This window comes from Geofilum sp. OHC36d9 (assembly GCF_052400685.1).
Taxonomy (GTDB): Bacteria; Bacteroidota; Bacteroidia; order Bacteroidales; family Marinilabiliaceae; genus CAZHHH01.
Genome location: NZ_JBQTGJ010000004.1, coordinates 153054 through 171461, shown reverse-complemented (window position 1 = coordinate 171461; position 18408 = coordinate 153054). Strand labels below are relative to the sequence as shown.

Annotated in this window: 16 protein-coding genes; 8 read left to right on the top strand and 8 right to left on the bottom strand. The window is 39.7% G+C overall.

The window, feature by feature from the left end:
• The first annotated feature begins 114 nt into the window (after positions 1-114).
• The 3 genes from fucK to ACT3CD_RS06885 are packed head-to-tail and all read left to right on the top strand — an operon-like array spanning position 115 to position 4245.
• Positions 115-1590 (top strand): L-fuculokinase, encoded by a 1476-nt coding sequence (fucK, locus tag ACT3CD_RS06895; protein WP_444644208.1) that lies wholly within the window; start codon positions 115-117, stop codon positions 1588-1590.
• Positions 1591-1599: 9 nt separating this feature from the next.
• Positions 1600-2898 carry an L-fucose:H+ symporter permease gene (gene fucP / locus ACT3CD_RS06890; protein WP_444644207.1) on the top strand — a complete coding sequence of 433 codons (1299 nt, stop codon included), beginning with the start codon at positions 1600-1602 and terminating at the stop codon, positions 2896-2898.
• Between the two features lie 54 nt (positions 2899-2952).
• On the top strand, positions 2953-4245 hold the full coding sequence (locus ACT3CD_RS06885; RefSeq protein WP_444644205.1) for a class II aldolase/adducin family protein: 1293 nt from the start codon (positions 2953-2955) through the stop codon (positions 4243-4245).
• 324 nt (positions 4246-4569) lie between these two features.
• Here ACT3CD_RS06885 and ACT3CD_RS06880 read toward each other — a convergent pair whose 3' ends face one another.
• The 3 genes from ACT3CD_RS06880 to ACT3CD_RS06870 all read right to left on the bottom strand — a co-directional run bounded on the left by ACT3CD_RS06880 (position 4570) and on the right by ACT3CD_RS06870 (position 6825).
• Positions 4570-5223, bottom strand: a complete 654-nt coding sequence (locus tag ACT3CD_RS06880; RefSeq protein WP_444644203.1) for a response regulator — start codon at positions 5221-5223, stop codon at positions 4570-4572.
• On the bottom strand, positions 5216-6172 hold the full coding sequence (locus ACT3CD_RS06875) for a sensor histidine kinase (RefSeq protein WP_444644201.1): 957 nt from the start codon (positions 6170-6172) through the stop codon (positions 5216-5218). The genes ACT3CD_RS06880 and ACT3CD_RS06875 overlap by 8 nt, the downstream gene beginning before the upstream one ends.
• A gap of 221 nt (positions 6173-6393) precedes the next feature.
• A complete protein-coding gene (locus tag ACT3CD_RS06870; RefSeq protein WP_444644200.1) occupies positions 6394-6825 on the bottom strand; it encodes a hypothetical protein in 432 nt (143 codons plus the stop codon).
• 594 nt (positions 6826-7419) lie between these two features.
• Between ACT3CD_RS06870 and ACT3CD_RS06865 the strand changes: the two genes are divergently transcribed.
• From ACT3CD_RS06865 to ACT3CD_RS06855, 3 genes are all read left to right on the top strand, one after another.
• The gene (locus ACT3CD_RS06865; RefSeq protein ID WP_444644198.1) at positions 7420-7545 is read left to right on the top strand and encodes a hypothetical protein; all 126 of its coding nucleotides are present in this window, start codon (positions 7420-7422) and stop codon (positions 7543-7545) included.
• A 277-nt stretch (positions 7546-7822) separates the two neighbouring features.
• The gene (gap, locus tag ACT3CD_RS06860; protein WP_444644196.1) at positions 7823-8836 is read left to right on the top strand and encodes a type I glyceraldehyde-3-phosphate dehydrogenase; all 1014 of its coding nucleotides are present in this window, start codon (positions 7823-7825) and stop codon (positions 8834-8836) included.
• An 844-nt stretch (positions 8837-9680) separates the two neighbouring features.
• Positions 9681-10370, top strand: coding sequence for a septal ring lytic transglycosylase RlpA family protein (locus ACT3CD_RS06855; protein WP_444644194.1), 690 nt, complete (start codon positions 9681-9683; stop codon positions 10368-10370).
• On the opposite strand, the gene ACT3CD_RS06850 is transcribed toward ACT3CD_RS06855, so the two are convergent.
• Entirely contained in the window at positions 10365-11342 is a 978-nt protein-coding gene (locus ACT3CD_RS06850) for a glycoside hydrolase family 43 protein (protein ID WP_444644192.1), read from the bottom strand. The genes ACT3CD_RS06855 and ACT3CD_RS06850 overlap by 6 nt on opposite strands.
• Before the next feature lie 439 nt (positions 11343-11781).
• Here ACT3CD_RS06850 and ACT3CD_RS06845 point away from each other — a divergent pair, with 439 nt between their 5' ends.
• Complete coding sequence (locus ACT3CD_RS06845) at positions 11782-14049, top strand: aconitate hydratase (protein WP_444644190.1); 2268 nt, start codon at positions 11782-11784, stop codon at positions 14047-14049.
• 332 nt (positions 14050-14381) lie between these two features.
• Positions 14382-14858: a Dps family protein gene (locus tag ACT3CD_RS06840; RefSeq protein WP_444644188.1), complete on the top strand. Its 477-nt coding sequence runs from the start codon at positions 14382-14384 to the stop codon at positions 14856-14858.
• A gap of 65 nt (positions 14859-14923) precedes the next feature.
• Here the strand turns inward: ACT3CD_RS06840 and cysK are convergent, their stop codons facing one another.
• The 4 genes from cysK to ACT3CD_RS06820 all read right to left on the bottom strand — a co-directional run bounded on the left by cysK (position 14924) and on the right by ACT3CD_RS06820 (position 18349).
• Positions 14924-15844, bottom strand: coding sequence for a cysteine synthase A (gene cysK / locus ACT3CD_RS06835; RefSeq protein ID WP_444644186.1), 921 nt, complete (start codon positions 15842-15844; stop codon positions 14924-14926).
• Positions 15845-15876: 32 nt separating this feature from the next.
• Positions 15877-16299 carry an RrF2 family transcriptional regulator gene (locus ACT3CD_RS06830; protein WP_444644184.1) on the bottom strand — a complete coding sequence of 141 codons (423 nt, stop codon included), beginning with the start codon at positions 16297-16299 and terminating at the stop codon, positions 15877-15879.
• Positions 16300-17024: 725 nt separating this feature from the next.
• A complete protein-coding gene (locus ACT3CD_RS06825; RefSeq protein ID WP_444644183.1) occupies positions 17025-17474 on the bottom strand; it encodes a hypothetical protein in 450 nt (149 codons plus the stop codon).
• Positions 17475-17590: 116 nt separating this feature from the next.
• Positions 17591-18349, bottom strand: a complete 759-nt coding sequence (locus ACT3CD_RS06820) for an SDR family NAD(P)-dependent oxidoreductase (protein WP_444644181.1) — start codon at positions 18347-18349, stop codon at positions 17591-17593.
• Positions 18350-18408 lie beyond the last annotated feature (59 nt).

Below are 18408 nucleotides of genomic sequence, written 5' to 3'. Positions count from 1 at the left end.
GAAAAATGAAAGTTTACTGTCGTAAATGGCCATTTTGGAGTCGAAGTGAACGGAAAAATGGCTTTTTCTTGTAGATGTTATGTGCCTGTAATTATTTATATTGAGAAATTTACAATGATACAAAAAGATGTTGCAATTGTTTTTGATTGCGGCGCCACCAATGTTCGGGTGGTAGCAATGAGTAAAACGGGATGCATTCTTGCTGCTAAATCTTTTTCAAACGAAACCGACGACGATCCTGACTGGCCGGGAGGACGTATTTGGGAAATGGATAAGATGTGGCGTAAACTATGTCAGGCTGCACTGTCAGTAACTTCAGAAATTGACACCCTACGAATTGCCGGTGTTACAGTTTCCACGTTTGGTGTTGACGGGACTTTTGTTGACCGGGATGGGAATATGATTTATCCGGTTATTTCATGGCAATGCCCAAGGTTACAACCTGTGATGGATAAAATTGATAAATATATTTCCCGAAACGATTTATATCACATTAGCGGTGTTTATCCATATCCTTTTAACACAATCAACAAGTTGGTTTGGTTTAAGGAAAATAAACCGGACGTTATTGAAAAGGCACATCGGTTTTTATTCATTACCTCAATATTGATTAATAAATTGACCGGTGCCATTAAAAATGATAGTTCTATGGGAGGAACTTCGATGATGTTTGATTTAAATCACCGGAATTTTTCGACTACAATACACGACAAATTAGGGTTGCCAGTCAGTATCTGGGGACCTTTGGCTGATCCGGGTGATGAAGCCGGTGTAATTCACAAAAAGGCATCCCTGGAAACAGGAATACCTCAAGGTACGCCTGTCTATTTTGCCGGTCACGATACTCAGTTTGCTATTTTTGGCTCTGGTGCTGAGCTTAACCAACCGGTGCTTAGTTCTGGCACCTGGGAAATATTAATGGCGCGAACCAAGCAGTTTAGTTCCACCGAAACTGAATTAATCAACCAACTTACAACCGAAGCCGATGCCAGACCCGGATTGTTTAATATTGGTCAAAACTGGCTTGGGTCCGGCGTGTTGGAATGGTTTGCACGAAATTTTTACCCCGAATTGTCTTCCAATGAGTTATATGATACGATGATTGCCGACGCAGAAAAAATTGAACCCGGAATGCATGGCTTAAATATTGATCCACTTTTTTATAAAAAAGATGAGACGTCTGAAGCGGGTGTTATTAGTGGTCTCACAGTAAATACTTCCCGTTCTCAGATTTATAGAGCATTGCTCGAAAGTCTCTCTTTTCGTTTGTTGGATGGGTTAGATGCATTGCAAAGTGCCGGTAACTTTAAAGCCAATCAGATTATTTGCGTTGGAGGCGGTTCAAAGAATAAACTTTGGAATCAAATTCGTGCCGATGTTTGTAATCTTCCTGTTCAGCTAATCGATCACAAAGAAACAACCGTCCTGGGGGCCGCACTATTTGTATTTGCCGGATGCGGGTTGTTTAATTCACCTGAAGAAGCACGAAGTAACATTGAATATAATCCTGAAATTATCAGGCCTTCTTCAAATTCAAAAAAATACCAAAGTCTTTATCAGGCCTATAAAAACTGGTCGAAAAATAAATAATTTTTACTTATGGAATCTGAAAAAGTTGTCCCTAAAAAGTATTTATTGCCCTTTATTTTGATAACCAGTCTTTTTGCTCTTTGGGGATTTGCAAATGACATTACAAATCCAATGGTGGCTGCCTTTAAAACGGTTATGGAAATTTCTAATGCAAAAGCTTCATTAATTCAGTTTGCATTTTATGGGGGGTATGCCACGATGGCTATTCCTGCGGCTCTTTTTGTTCAGCGGTTTACTTATAAAAAAGGCATCCTGGTGGGGCTCGCTTTATACGCCGTTGGCGCGTTACTGTTTTATCCGGCTGCGAGGTATGAAGAGTTTACTTTTTTTCTCTTATCACTTTACATCCTGACTTTTGGTCTTGCCTTTTTAGAAACCACTGCCAATCCATTTATTTTGTCCCTTGGTAGCGAAAAAACGGCAACCCGAAGGTTGAATCTGGCCCAGGCTTTTAACCCCATGGGGTCGTTGTTGGGTATGTTTGTCGCTTCGCGCGTTGTTTTGGTTGCTCTTGAATCGGACAAAAGGAATGCGGCAGGTGATTTGATTTTTCCAACTCTTGATGAAGCGACTAAGGCCATCATACGAACCAATGATTTGATGATTATCCGAAATCCTTATGTCATTCTTGGGTTAGTCGTCATAGCGATGTTTATTATCATCGCAGCTGTTAAAATACCGGTCACTAATCAATCTGATAAAATTGAACCATGGCAGTCCGCCAAACGACTGTTTTCCAACAGAAATTATCGCGAAGGGGTTATTGCTCAGGTGTTTTATGTAGCTGCTCAGATTATGTGCTGGACTTTTATTATTCAGTATGCCGACAATTTGGGTATCGACAAAGCAACGGCACAGCTGTTTAATATTGTTGCGATGGGCTTGTTTTTGTTTAGCCGTTTTGTGAGTACTCTTTTGATGAAATATGTGAATGCGAGAGTTCTGCTCATCTATTTTGCATTTGGAGGCATTATATCCATCTCAGGCGCTATTTTTATTGAGGGGATGACTGGCCTTTATTGTCTGGTTGCCACGTCAGCGTTTATGTCTTTGATGTTTCCGACCATATACGGGATTGCTTTAAGAGGTGTTGGACAGGATGCCACGTTGGGTGCTGCAGGTCTGGTTATGGCAATTGTTGGCGGTGCTTTAATGCCCCCATTGCAAGGTTTTATTATCGATTTAGGCCAGATTGGTTTTTTGCCTGCTGTAAATGTCTCTTTTGTATTGCCGCTGATTTGTTTTGTTGTTATTGCTGTTTATGGTTACAGGGCTGATAGGCTGTTGAAAAAAGCCGATCTGGTTTGATATGGCTCCTGTAAATGGCGTTATATACACTTTAGAATTATTAAAATAAAAAAAATGTCTGAAAGAAATTTGAACTTGTTACACCCCCGCGATCAAATAATTATGATTATTAATCGTATTTATAAGAAGGGTTTAACGACAACGTCGGGTGGAAATATTTCCATTATGGATAGTAATGGCGATATGTGGGTGACGCCTTCGGGCGTGGATAAAGGATCTCTTAAACCTACCGATATTATGTGTGTTAAGGCCGGTGGCGAAATTGTTGGTCCGCATACCCCCTCGATGGAGTACCCGTTTCATAAAGCAATTTATGCTGCCCGTCCGGATCTTAAATCGGTGGTTCATGCTCATCCGCCAGCATTGGTTGCTTTTAGCATTGTTCGTCAAATTCCAAATACGAATGTTATTCCTCAGGTAAAGAGGGTTTGCGGACCTATTGGGTATGCTAAGTATCACATCCCCGGTAGTTCTAAACTTGGAGACTCTATTTCTGAACAGTTTAAACTTGGATTTGATTCTGTAATTATGGAGAATCATGGCGCTGTGGTAGGTGGTAGCGATGTAATAAAGGCTTATGAACGTTTTGAAACATTGGAATTCTCTTGCCGTACGCTTATCAATGCAAAAAATGTCGGAACTCCTTATTTTCTTACCGAAGAGCAACTCGACTTATTTGAAGCAAAAATTCCGGTAAATTTTTCGCAGATGGAATCTGTTTCGCATCCCTCCGATGAAAAAGAAATTAGGCTATTGATACGGGATATGGTTCGTAGAGCCTGTGATCAGGGATTAATGATGAGCACCTACGGTACGGTTTCGGTGAGATGGAAAGGGAACGATTTTTTGATTACACCTACCGATGCCATTCGATGGGATATTCAGCTGAATGATATTGTTCAGATACAAGATGGGAAATGTGAACCATCAAAAATCCCCAGTCGGTCTACATGGATGCATCAAAAAATTTATGAAATGCACCCTTCCATTAATGCCATAATAATTACACAACCTGAAAATTTAATGGCCTATGGGGTGACTCACCGAAAACTCGATGTTCGTACGATACCTGAAAGTTGGATTTTCTTGCAAGATATGGAGAATGTTGAGTTTGGATCCCAATTTGAAGGGGTTATGACAATTCCAAAAATGGTTTCAAAAGAGAACCCTGGTGTTATTATCGAAAATGATTCGGTTTTAATGACAGGGAACTCATTACTTCAGGCTTTTGATCGACTCGAAGTGGCCGAATTCAGTGCTAAATCATTGGTGATGGGCGCATCTCTGGGCGATTTTGCACCAATGAATGCTGCTGAAATTGAAGAACTGAAAAGAGTCTTTTTTTGACGGAAATGGATTCTTGATGCATACTGATGAATATATTTTTAGCCCGGGATTTATGCCTGGGCTAATTTTTTGATTGTATTTGTGCTCTTGATTCGACTTAGCTGTAATGAGTCTCTGCTTATTAGTTATAATGGGTTGTTTGGCGTACGTTTTCCGATTGAGTTGAGAAAGGGGCTCAACTTTTTTTTCGTTGAAAGGGCCTAAAAGGTGCCTGCCCATAAAGGAGGGTGTTGGGTTCACAAATTTCAAATTCAGGCCTTACGCAGCATGAAAAACATGAATTGACTGGTGTAAATGATCATTTTGAGTGTATGCGTAACAAGCCTATATATCTACAATATGATTGCGAATGGCATACACCACTAAACTTGCAGTATTTTTACAATTGGTTTTGAAAAGGACATTGGCCCTGTGTTTTTCTACCGTTCGCTTGCTGATGAATAGCTTTTCGGCAATTTCGTTATTCGAGAGTCCCTGACATATCTCAATGAGGACTTCCAATTCCCGTTCGGAAAGTTGTTCGTCGTTCAATTCTGATGTCTCAATTTCTTTACGTCCCAAAATAAGGCCTCGTAAAAGTTGTTGAGAAAAATAGTTGCCGCCTTCAGCTACAGAGGTTATGGCGGCTTTTACTTCCTGGATGTCGCTGTCTTTCAAAACAAATCCTTTTACGCCAATTTCGAGCATACGGGTGTAATATTCCTGATCGCCGTACATCGAGAGTGTGATAATTTTTAGGTCGGGGTTCATTTCAAGGGCCAGACGCGACGCTTCAACTCCACCCATCACAGGCATCGAAATGTCCATTAAAACGATATCTGGATTTAATGGTATAAAGCGGTCTAAAAATTCCTGCCCGTTACTGGCTTCTCCAACTACCTTAAACCCCTTAACGGAGTTCAGGAGCATCTTCAAACCATTAATAAAAAGATTGTGGTCGTCGACTAAAAAAATTTTTATCTCTGCTGAATTAACCATTTACCGGTAGTTTAATATATACACTTACCCCTTCATTTTTTTCTGAAGAGATATCTAATTTTCCTTTTAGTGATTTTACCCTGCTAAGCATATTAAAATAGCCAGAACCCTGATCTTTTTCGTTTACAAAGAGTTTTTTTGAGTCAAATCCGATGCCATTATCTTTATAATATATTTCGAGGAGGGTTCCGTCGCTTTGCATCTCAATATTTATTTTGGTTGCCTTGGAGTGCTTAATAGAGTTGTTCAACAGTTCACAAACTGAGCGATATACCACAATTTCGAGACCTGCTTGATAACGGACATCAATGACGTTGGTTTTAAAATTAATTTTTATTGCCTTGGTTTGGTTTATTTTGTTGATGAAATTTCGGATTGCCTTGGCTAACCCAAAGTTGGTTAGTACGTGTGGACTTAGATTGTTGGATATTTCCTGGATGCTTTTAATGGCTTCGCTGATAACCAAATTGGTATTGTGGATAACAGGAAGGCTTTCGGGGTTGGTCTCGACCGAGGCCAGTGATGATACCGACATCTTGATGGTCGAAAGTAAGGGGCCCAGTCCATCATGGATTTCGGTGGCAAATCGTCTGCGTTCTCGTTCTTCTGCTTGTATTATAGCGTTAAGAAGTGCTTTTTCCTGGTTTCGGGTCTTGCGTTCTACCTGCTTTATGTGTTTGAATATTTTTTGTATCAGAAAAACGCCTACCGCAAAAAACAGACTGGTAATGGCTCCTAACCAGGTGTAGAATAACCGAAAATCCTGAGGTTTAAAATCAGTTACAAACGGTAAAAATTCGGCCAGTCGCTGAACGGCCATAAATATAAATCCGAATGATATTAAAATCCAGGAGAGGTTATATTTGGTCACTTTTGTTAGTTTTACCGCTACCGAGGCGGCAAAGAACTGTAGAATAATTGTAATAGCCAGTGTTATAATTAGTGCCATTGATTTGTCCTTTTTATGCTGCTTAAACCAGTACTCTGTGATGGGGCTTTACCCGATTTAGGGCGCGTCGTATTTAGTTAGAGTCTGTCCATAAACTAAGTGTTTAAAATATAAAGTTCAAATTCAAGGCTTGCGAAGTCATAAAAATCAAGGAGTTTACTTTTCGTAAATGACTGTTTTTATGACAAGCGTAACGCAGAAGTTGACTTTATAGACAAACACTAGTTAGGTTTCGTCTGTTCAATGTGTTTCAGCTTATCCTTTATTTCTAATTCTCTATTTTGTTTCTCGAGAGAGAATGACCGGGTTGTAGTTTTGATGAACTGGGTTAGCTTGAGTGATTTTTTGTAACAGTCGGAGCTTGTTTCATAATCTTTGCGGGCCATTGAAAGTTCTGCCTGAACATACATCAGCTCGGCAAGCATCTCCAGATGTCCGTTGGTATAATTATGTTGCTGAAGCAGAATTTCTGTCAGATTTTCTTCGCTGAGGTCATTGAAGTAGCCTGCGTCTTGCTTTAAAAGATCATAATAAAGCCGGTCTATCTTTTGCTCTGCATTTTTAAGTTCCCCTTTTTTTATTAAGTTGAGAATGCCGGCGACCAGTTCGCCCAGCATTTCAATCATCCTCAAAATATAGTCGCGTTGGATCATTATTGATATATTATAAAAGGTAAAGCTATAAAAAATGATTAATAGAAGATAGCCTTTTGTGAATTACAAATGGAAGGATAAGGGCAGATTTGCACCTGCCCATAGAGTCAATGTTTTGGTTTATAGAGTTAAAAATCAATAATTGAGCAGCCCGGAAAACGAGTGTTTACTTGTTTCTATAATTAATTTGAGAGTAAATATAACGTAGAAGTTGGCTTGATAGTCTGATTCGATTTAATATAATTTTAGTCTCTTATTTTGAAAAGATTTAGATAGAGCCTGTTCGAAAAATTAAGAGTCAGATAAGGAAGCTTCATTTTTGAGGCTCTTGAAGCCTGGAGGATGCGTTTTTACTGGTGTAAATGACTATTTCGAAAGCGAGTATCAGCAAAAGAACAGCTTTTTTTTGCTGACGTTTGATATGCCTGATCCTGTAACTTTGTCGTTTTTGTTGCGTTAAACGATCTTATTATCAGATGTTGCTGTTTTTTGTTCTACCCGGGAAGTTGATAGGTTAATTGTTTTTTAGGAATAAAACGGTCTCATTTTTGTGATAATTACCGAATTAATATATTTTTACAAAAAAAAATGGATATGAAGAAGATAGTTCTTTTCGCGGTGGTTTTGTTTACTGTAGCATTGACTTTTTCATCCTGCAAATCAGCCCAACCCTGTCCTGCATACGGTCAGGTTGAAGCTGAAGTGTCGGTGAATGCCTGATCGCTATTGATGCATTTAAAAATTTAACAGGAAGCCTTGAGGTTTCCTTTTTTTATGCCGAAAAACCGCCCTTTCCCCGAGGGTACTGTGTTATTTCTTAAAATGAGTCAATTATAATAGAAAGGCTTTAACTTCATTTCACATTTCAAAGCTCAAATCGGAGGTGGCATTGTTTGACTGTTTGGTTATGATTTTATATTTTTGTAGCGCAAAAAATTATAACAGCCTATGAATTTTCGGGCTTTACTATGCAATAATCACTTAAAACAGAAATAAAATGTCAAAAATTAAAATTGGGATCAACGGTTTCGGCCGTATTGGCCGTTTGGTTTTTCGTGCCGCTCAAAATTTCGACAACGTTCAGGTTGTAGGTATCAATGACCTTATTGACGTTGAGTATATGGCTTATATGTTGAAATACGACTCTACTCATGGTCGGTTCAATGGTACTGTTGAAGTTAAAGATGGTAAATTAGTTGTTAACGGTAACGTTATCCGCGTGACTTCAGAAAGAAATCCTGCTGATTTGAAATGGAATGAAGTGGGTGCTGAATACGTGGTTGAATCAACTGGTTTATTCTTAACCAAAGAAAAAGCCCAAGGTCACGTTGCTGCTGGTGCCAAAAAAGTAATTATGTCTGCACCTTCTAAAGACGATACCCCAATGTTTGTTTGCGGTGTTAACCTCGACAAATATACCAAAGACATGAATTTTGTTTCTAACGCTTCATGTACCACCAACTGTCTGGCTCCTATTGCTAAAGTTTTGAATGATAAATTTGGTATTGTTGAAGGTTTGATGACCACTGTTCATGCTACTACTGCTACTCAAAAAACTGTTGATGGTCCTTCTATGAAAGACTGGAGAGGTGGTCGCGGTGCTGGTCAGAACATTATTCCTTCTTCTACTGGTGCAGCTAAAGCTGTTGGTAAAGTTATTCCTGAATTGAATGGCAAATTAACCGGTATGGCTTTCCGTGTTCCAACCCCCGATGTTTCTGTGGTTGACTTAACTTGTCGTTTGGCTAAGCCCGCTTCTTATGCTGCCGTTTGTGCTGCTATGAAGGAAGCTTCTGAAGGCGAATTAAAAGGCGTTCTTGGATATACCGAAGATGCTGTTGTTTCTAACGATTTTGTTGGCGAAACCAGAACTTCTACTTTTGACGCTGATGCTGGTATTTCCTTGAATGACAACTTTGTAAAAGTTGTTAGCTGGTATGATAACGAAATGGGTTATTCTACTAAAGTGGTTGAATTGATTCAACATATGAATAAAGTTGATCATGCTTAATCATAAGGCATATCTATAATTTAAAAAAAGCCGCTTCTGTTTCAGAAGCGGCTTTTTTAGTCTATCTGAGATTTATGACAGGGTGCCTCCCTTGCTTAATAAATGCTTTGTTATTTTGTGCCTTTGTATTTTGGGTTAGATGTATTGGCTACTTAGGCAGACAAGAGAGGCCCGCAAAGTGAGAGCCTAAGGCAGGTGAGACTTCAATTTTTTTGATTGGGTATGAAAATGATTTGTTATACCCAATTAAAACTGATTTGGTAGACTTTAACATTTTTATCGGTACGAAAAAATCAGATTTTTTATCAGAAAAATTTTAGGACGCCAACTAATTTTGATTTGACTGTCAGAAAAATTTTAAGGCGCAAACTAATTTTGATTTGGCTTCCTAAAAAATTTTAAGACGCCAAATAATTTTGATTTAGCTCTCAGAAAAATTTTAGGACGCTAATTAATTTTGATTTAGCTCTCAGAAAAATTTTAAGATGCCAAATAATTTTGATTTGGCTCTCAGAAAAATTTTAAGATGCCAAACTAATTTTGATTTGGCTTCCAGAAAAATTTTAAGGCGCCAAATTAATTTTGATTTGGATAATACTCCTTTAAATTATAAGCTGTTATTTTTGAGACTGGTAAAATTTGGGAAAGTAGAATTGTTCGGGTGAAATTATTTCTTTCAAAACGAGAGTAACAAAAAAATGTTTTTTTTTTGTTACTACTATAATAGCTATCTTTATTTTGTTGATTAAAAAGATGAAACGAGCCATGATTAAGGAATTTCCATTCCGAAGTATGATCAATTTTGGTGAGTTTCATGTGATTTAAAAATTAAAAAATGAAACTCATGAAACGAGAAGTTCTAATCCTGAAAAATAGTTGGTTTCGGAATTGCTTTTTTTTGGTCTTTTTGTTTCATTCGGTTTTTGTTTTGGCTCAGAATGAATATGAGGCGACTGGTATTGCCTCATATTATGCCGATAAGTTTGATGGCCGTCAAACAGCCAGTGGCGAAATCTATCGACATTCAAAATTAACGGCTGCGCATCGGTCATTACCGTTCGGCACTCTTTTGAAGGTTATAAATACTGCCAATGGAAAGTCAGTGGTTGTCAGGGTTAACGATAGGGGGCCTTTTGTGGATAATCGTATATTGGATTTGTCACAAAGTGCCGCGTTGGAAATTGATGCCGTAAAAGATGGCCTTGTGGAAGTGCGTATTCAACAGGTCGCCGATGAGAGCGGGGCAGACAAGGAAAGACCGACCAACGATTGCTATCGAATAGACGTCTCTTCTGTAACAATTAGTGGGTATGGCGTTCAGATTGGAAGTTTTTCTCAGATGGAAAATTTAATTCGTTTGGCTGATGAAGTTAAGGCTGTCCTTGATAATGATATTTACGTTATGGTGGCCACTGTTAATGGCATGATAGTTAATAGACTGATTGTCGGTCTCGAAAGAGTAAAGCACAAAGCTGAGGGAAACAGAGATCAACTCAGAGCTCAATTTCCCAATTGCTTCGTGGTTCAGCTATAGCATTTCTATTGTTTTTTTTGTCTTTGGCGTGACCCCTTCGGAAGTCATTACGATCCGTTTAATTGTTCCGTCTTCATTATAATATAGGTAGTCTACGCACACAGAACGTCTGAAACTGCCACCGGCGGTGGGAATCGACCCATTATGATATATGAAATAATCATTTCCTTTGAACTCAATTATCGCCTGATGGTTGGTGTTGGAGTTTCCGGCAATTTCGTTTAATATGCCTTTGTATTCCCACGGACCGGTGATGCTTTTGCTCATGGCATAAGCCGTTTTTTCCGGAAATTGGGAAGCATACGAAAGATAATACCAATCTCCTTTTTTATGAATGTAGGGTGCTTCAGTATACATCGGGAGTCCTTCAACTTGTTGAATATCTCCGTCAAGTTCAATCATATTCGCTTTTAATTTTGCATAATAGCAGGCCGTGTTTCCCCAAAATAAGTATGCCTGGCCATCATTATCAATAAACACGGTGGGGTCAATATCGTCCCAGCTAATTTGTGTTTTATTCGTTGTCATATCATTGGTAATAATTGCTGAACCCCTCGCATCTTTAAAGGGGCCGGTGGGTGAATCGCTCATTAAAACACCGATTGATTTTCCATGAATGGTTTTATGTGTGACCGTTACGTACCAATAGAATTTTCCGTTTTTTTCGATGGCTTCTGAGGCCCATGCATCTCCCTGTGCCCAATCGAAGACAGAAGTTACCGGTACTGCGGCTTCTTCTTTCCAGTTTACCATATCATCCGAAGAATATATCAGCCATTCATTCATTATATAACGGTTTTCAGGGGCCGGCGCCTCATCATGTCCTGCGTAGAGGTATACTTTGTTATTATGAACAAGGGCAGCCGGGTCGGCGGTGTATTTTTCTGTTATCACAGGGTTTTGGCCGGTGGTAGTAGCCAGCCAACCAGTCATCAACAATACGGTTAAAAGATTTCTTTTTTGTAGTTTCATAAAAGCGTTATTTGATTTGTGTTGATTTAACTTTGATGATACAATTTTATTAAATAAAATTCAATATTGGTTCAAGGTTTTAAGCCCGACGAATAAATTTCATCAATAGTCCGCAATAAATATTCATTTTTTGCCTCTTTGACGGTTGACAGCATTCATCAATAGTCTGTTTAAATAGATATGTTATTTTCTGATTGGACAAACAAAAGATGGAATATAACTGTTACTATCATGATTTGGCATTTTTTTCTGTATTTTTGAATATCTAAAATGGTGTCTGTCCATGAAGTCAGGCTTTTGGCTGAAGAGTTCAATTCGTGACTTACGAAGTTCGAAAATTGTGAGTTAATATATGTAAGAACATTTTGAGGACAAGCATAACGCTGAAGTTTTTTGTATTCACTAAATAGAAACCTGATATAAAAATTATTTATAATTTATGGCATTCGACATTGACATGATTCGCAGGGTGTATGCCCAATTTGGAGAAAAAGTGGACCAGACACGTAAGTTGCTGAACCGACCACTAACACTCACTGAAAAGATTCTTTACGCCCACCTTTCAGGGCAACTACCTGATCAGCCTTTTGGTCGGGGGAAATCGTATGTGGATTTTGCGCCCGATAGGGTAGCCATGCAAGATGCCACTGCCCAAATGGCGCTATTGCAGTTTATGCAAGCCGGGCGTGACCGGGTGGCCGTTCCTTCAACGGTGCATTGCGATCACCTTATTCAGGCTCGTGATGGTGCTTCTGTTGACTTGAAAAATGCGCTTGATACCAGCAAGGAAGTTTTTGATTTCCTTTCATCTGTATCTAATAAGTATGGCATCGGTTTTTGGAAACCGGGTGCCGGAATCATTCACCAGGTGGTGCTCGAAAATTATGCTTTCCCTGGCGGGATGATGATTGGCACCGATTCGCACACCGTTAATGCCGGAGGCCTTGGTATGATTGCCATTGGTGTTGGAGGGGCCGATGCGGTTGATGTGATGGCCGGAATGCCTTGGGAATTGAAGTTTCCTAAATTAATTGGTGTTAAACTTACTGGAAAATTAAGTGGTTGGACGTCCGCCAAAGATGTCATACTGAAAGTGGCCGGAATACTTACCGTTAAAGGTGGTACCGGAGCCGTTGTTGAATATTTTGGCGAAGGTGCCCGGAATTTGTCTGCTACCGGTAAAGGCACTATTTGTAATATGGGCGCCGAAATTGGTGCTACAACTTCAACATTTGGTTATGATGAAACGATGTCCGAATATCTCATCGGAACCAATCGTGAAGAGATAGCTCATCTGGCCGATGGTATTAAAGATCATCTTACCGGTGACGATGAAGTGTATGCCAACCCTGAAAAGTATTTTGACCAGGTTATTGAAATTAATTTGTCAGAATTGGAACCGCATATTAATGGGCCATTTACTCCCGATCGTGCTACGCCGCTTTCAAAGTTTGCTGAAGAGGTGAAGGCTAATAATTGGCCTGCTAAATTGGAGGTGGGTCTGATTGGGTCCTGTACCAATTCCTCTTATGAAGATATTTCACGCGCGGCTTCTGTGGCTCGCCAGGCGGTGGATAAAAAGCTGAAGGCTAAAGCTGAATTTACCATTACGCCCGGATCGGAACAGGTGCGTTATACTGTTGAACGTGACGGTTTTCTCAACGATTTTGATAAAATAGGAGGGGTCGTTTTGGCTAATGCTTGTGGCCCATGTATTGGTCAGTGGGCACGTCATACCAACGATCCTGCCCGACGGAATTCAATCATCACTTCGTTTAACCGTAACTTTGCCAAACGTAACGATGGAAATCCCAATACGCACGCTTTTGTGGCTTCTCCTGAAATTGTAACGGCATTTGCTATTGCCGGCGATTTGACTTTTAATCCTATGACAGATACTTTGGTGAATGAGTCGGGGCAAGCCGTGAAATTGGATGAGCCTGCCGGTCTGCAAATGCCACCCAAAGGGTTTGATGTTAAGGATGCCGGTTATCAGGCGCCTGCAGCTGATGGTAGCGCTATTGAAGTGTTGGTTGATAAGGCATCGGAGCGTTTGCAGCTACTTGAACCATTTGCGCCGTGGGATGGGAAAAATATCATTGGTCTTAAACTTCTCATCAAGGCTAAGGGCAAATGTACGACCGATCACATTTCAATGGCCGGCCCGTGGTTGCGCTTTCGAGGACATCTTGATAATATATCAAATAATATGCTTACGGGTGCGGTGAATTTCTTTAATGATGCTACCGACAAGGTTAAAAATCAATTGACGGGTGAGTATGATTCTGTCCCTAAAGTACAGCGCGCGTATAAAGCCGCCGGTATTGCTTCTGTTGTTGTGGGTGACCACAATTATGGGGAAGGATCGTCGCGGGAACATGCCGCCATGGAACCCCGTCATCTGGGCGTTAGAGTAGTATTGGTGAAAAGCTTTGCCCGAATCCATGAAACCAACCTGAAAAAGCAGGGGATGCTGGCCTTGACGTTTTTTAATGAGGCTGATTACGATAAAATTCAGGAAGACGATACCATCAATTTGGTGGATTTGGAATCATTTGCGCCTGAAAAGCCTGTGGTGGTTGAGTTGATACATGCTGATGGCAGTAAAGATCATATTAAAACTGTTCATACCTATAATGAACAACAAATTGAATGGTTTAAAGCCGGTTCGGCGTTGAATCTGATTAAGTTGCATAACGCCATGTAGCAGGTTGTTTTAATAATATGTAAATCCCCAAAGCCATTGGTTTTGGGGATTTTTATTTATTAAAATAGTCAGACACTATGAGTTATAAAAAACATCTATTTGACCAGACTGTTTGTTTGTTGTAATTTTAGGGTATGATAATTAATTAAAACAGTCAATAGTGGGTATGTTCGCTAATTTATAAATCAGGGGTTTTGTTTTAGCATACTATGACAAAACATGACTAACAAAAAACAATTAGATATGAAACGAGCCATGGGTATTGATTCACACACAGAAGTATGATTATCCTGGCGAGTTCCATGTGGCAAAAACAAATAAATTATAAAAACATGAAAAAGATAACTGAAATTTTAGGATTAAAAGAGAATGAGTCGGCTGCTGTAGCTTCTAAATTGAATGTATTATTAGCTAGCTACCAGGTGTATTATCAAAATTTGAGAGGCTTCCATTGGAATATCAAAGGAGATAGATTTTTTAGCCTCCATGCAAAATTTGAAGAGTTGTACGGTGATGCTGTTGAAAAGATTGATGAGGTCGCAGAACGTATCCTCACGCTTGGTGCTTCGCCTTTGCACTCATTTGATGATTATATGAAAGTCAGTGCGATAAAAGCAGAGGTCAATAAGAGTGATGCCGTTTCTACAATTTCGGCCACGCTTGATAATGTTTCAACTTTGATTAAAATTGAACGAGAGGTATTACCTTTGGCTGAAGCCGCAAATGACGAAGGTACTTTGGCTTTGATGAGCGACTATATTTCTCAACAGGAAAAATTGGTTTGGATGTTGACTTCTTTTATGAAGTAATTATTTTTAAACAGTTAAACAAAAAAAGAGCAAGGGTTTTAACCTTTGCTCTTTTTTTATTTAAATCAAATGTCAAAAGAACTTAGATATCGTTCGCCGGTGTCAGGTAAAAGAACAACGATTCGTTTGCCTTTATACTCAGGTCGTTTTGCCAACTCGGCGGCGCCCCATATTGCAGCACCTGACGAGTAACCTACCAATAATCCTTCGCGGCTGGCAGCTTCGTGGGATGTGTGAATGGCATCTTCATTTTCAACTTTTATCACTTCATCCACGACTTTCATATCAAGGTTATCGGGTATGAAGCCGGCTCCAATTCCTTGTATTTTATGTGGCCCGGGTTGTCCGCCCGACATGACTGGAGATGCAGATGGCTCTATGGCGATGATTTTAATAGCCGGATTTTTCTCTTTAAGGAAACGTCCCACACCGGTAATGGTGCCTCCGGTTCCTACGCCGGCTACAAAAGCATCCACTTTACCGTCGGTGTCACGCCATATTTCCGGTCCTGTGGTTTGGTAATGGATGTTTGGGTTGGCTACATTTTTAAACTGGTAGGGGACAAAGGATTTTGGATGTGTTTTAGCCAGCTCCAAAGCCTTGTCAATGGCTGATTTCATTCCGCCGGAAGCGGGAGTCAAAACCAGTTCTGCCCCATATTTTTTTAATAATTTGCGTCGTTCAATTGACATACTCTCCGGCATGGTTAAGATTAGGCGATAGCCTCGCACAGCTGCTGCTAAAGCCAATCCAACTCCCATGTTTCCACTGGTTGGTTCCACAATTACCGTGTCTTTGTCAATTTTGCCTTCTTTTTCTGCTGCAACAATCATTGCATAGGCGGGACGATCTTTCACTGATCCGGCCGGATTTTGGGATTCAAGTTTGGCAACAACTTCGGCGCCCCCTGCAGCAACCAGTTTGTTTATTTTTACCAACGGCGTTGAGCCTATTAATTCGGTTACATTTTGTGCTATTTTGCTCATTTTTTAGAAGTTTTAATTGGTGATTTATTGTTTTAGATGTGATACATTATGACATTGTTTTTCCGGTACTCATCAATTAACTGCGATAATGAAATTTGTGAGGCCGTTTCATGAATTTTGCTTTGCGCTTCCTCTAAGAAGTGATTTAATGCCTTTTCTGTTTGTGAAGCATTGCTGTCTCTTCTTTCTACGGAGCGCCATTCTGGTTCTAATGCACTTAAAACATCCAGCAAACTGATTTCCTTTATTTCAAGTGCCAGCCGATACCCACCACCGGAACCCCTTTTTACGTCCACCAATCCTGATTTGCGTAGATCTGAGGCTACGGCTTCAAGAAACTTGTGTGGTGATTGGTTACGTTCTGCTATTTCGGCTACGGTGCCATAGTCCGGCCATCGCAATCCAAGCGCCAGCAAAAAGTCGAGTCCATATTCCAGTCGTTTTGAAATCTTCATTAATCTAAAGTCTATAATTCCTATATGTTTTGTGCAAATATATAACGTTTTTATTATTAATTCAAATAAAATTGCTGTTTTTAATTCCTATAATAAATATATGCTTTATTGCTGTGCTTTGATAATTCTTTTATAGTTTAGTGCTTGCCGGGAATGTAGATGGCGGATAGGAAAGATTTATTTTTGAGGTTTTCGAAATTTGGAAATGGAAGTCTATTGCGGTGAATGATTGATTAGAAGCCAGGTGTAACGTGGCACTGTTTAGCGTTTCTTTTTGCTGCCTGGCGAATTGGTGTGTGCCCGTTTTAGGGGGCAGTTAGGTTGGGGAGTTTTTGTTGTAATTGTGTCTTTCAGACTTGTTTTGCAAAAAAAACAGAGACAACTCAAAATGTGTCTCTGTTTTTAATATTAATGATTTTTTATCATTGGTGCTAGCCCAAAACTCACGTGCCTGGAAAGGAAGTTTCATCTTTAAGGTTTCCCAGCTCAAAAAAGGTTAGTTTGTTGATGTTAAGAACCATTTTGAAAGCAAGCATAACGCAGAAGTTGGGCTTTATAGACAGACTCTAATTAGTGCCTGTCCATAAACTAAGCGTTTGAAATATAAAGTTCAAATACGAGGCTTGTGAAGTCATAAAAATCAAGGAGTTTACTTTTCGTAAATGACTGTTTTTATGACAAGCGTAACGAAGTAGTTGACTTTATAGACAAACACTAATTAAAGTTTAATCTTTGAATAAGAAAAGTGTTCTTCTTTGTGAATCAGGAATACCGATTATGTTATTGATATAATCGTTTATCGCCTTTAATTCGCCTTTTTTCACAAATCCTTGACCATATGGCATACAGGTTTTCCAGGCTCCCGATTGTCGGCATTTATCCCAATTGTCGATTCGCACAATTGTGTGCTGACCAACCGTAATTATGCCATGCTGGTACGATTTTGAATAAGTCAGTATCTGCGCTATGTTTTGGTTGGTAATAGCCAGCATGGTGTCGGCTTGCTGTGATGCAATACGGCTAAAGCTGTGGATGGGTTGGTCTTCTGTAATCTCACTGCCTTCGAAGTTGATTATGCCGGTCAATAAATCTTTTATTTGTTCTACATTGCTTTGTGACTTTGTGTTGGGTAATACTAAAATTATAAATAGTAAGATGATGAATGCTTTTTTCATAAAGTAATGTTTTTATTTTGTATGAAGATTAACTTGTTCTGTATTTTGGGTTTGCTTTAATTTATAACCCTGAGCGGTATTTTTTGTTTTAAGAGCTTTTTTTATCGCGTTTTAATTTATTGAGCACGATGATTATAGATGGCACTTGCCTGTGCCGTAGGCATAAGTTGTAAATCGTTTACATTTACATGGTCGGGACGTGTCACCATAAACCGGATGGCTTCAGCCACATCTAACGCATTTAGGGGGATCAGCCCCTGGTAAACCTTGTCGGCAGCCTTTGTGTCGCCATGATAGCGAACAATTGAGAACTCTGTTTCAACCATACCCGGAGAAACCGATGATACTTTAATGTTATGGGGTAATAAATCAATTCGCATGCCTTTGGTTAGTGCCTGAACGGCGTGTTTTGAGGCGCAATATACGTTTCCGTTGGCATAGACCTCTGAACCTGCAATAGAACTAATGTTTATGATGTGTCCTTTTTTTCGTTTAATCATTCCTGGAATGATCAGTTTGGTTATGTTTAGAAGACCTTTTACATTTGTATCGAACATACGATCCCAGTCCTCTTCGTTTCCGGTTTGAATGGGGTCGGCTCCGGCTGCCAGTCCGGCATTGTTAATCAGAATATCAATGGTTTGCAGGTTTTCAGGCAGGCTTTCCCAGGCTTTAATAGTCGCCGACCTATCCCGTATATCAAAATTCAAAGGGGTGACTTCAACGCCGGTAGGCTCCAGCTCTTTTTTCAACATCTCCAGTCGCACCAATCTGCGTCCTGTTATAATGAGATTATATTTTAAATCGGCCAGCATTTTTGCTGTTTCGCGGCCAATTCCCGAGGTAGCCCCGGTGATTAATGCAGTAGGTAACATGCTTAACTTAATTTATATTTGTAGTTTGTATAATGATCGAATTTTATTACTTTCAGCTA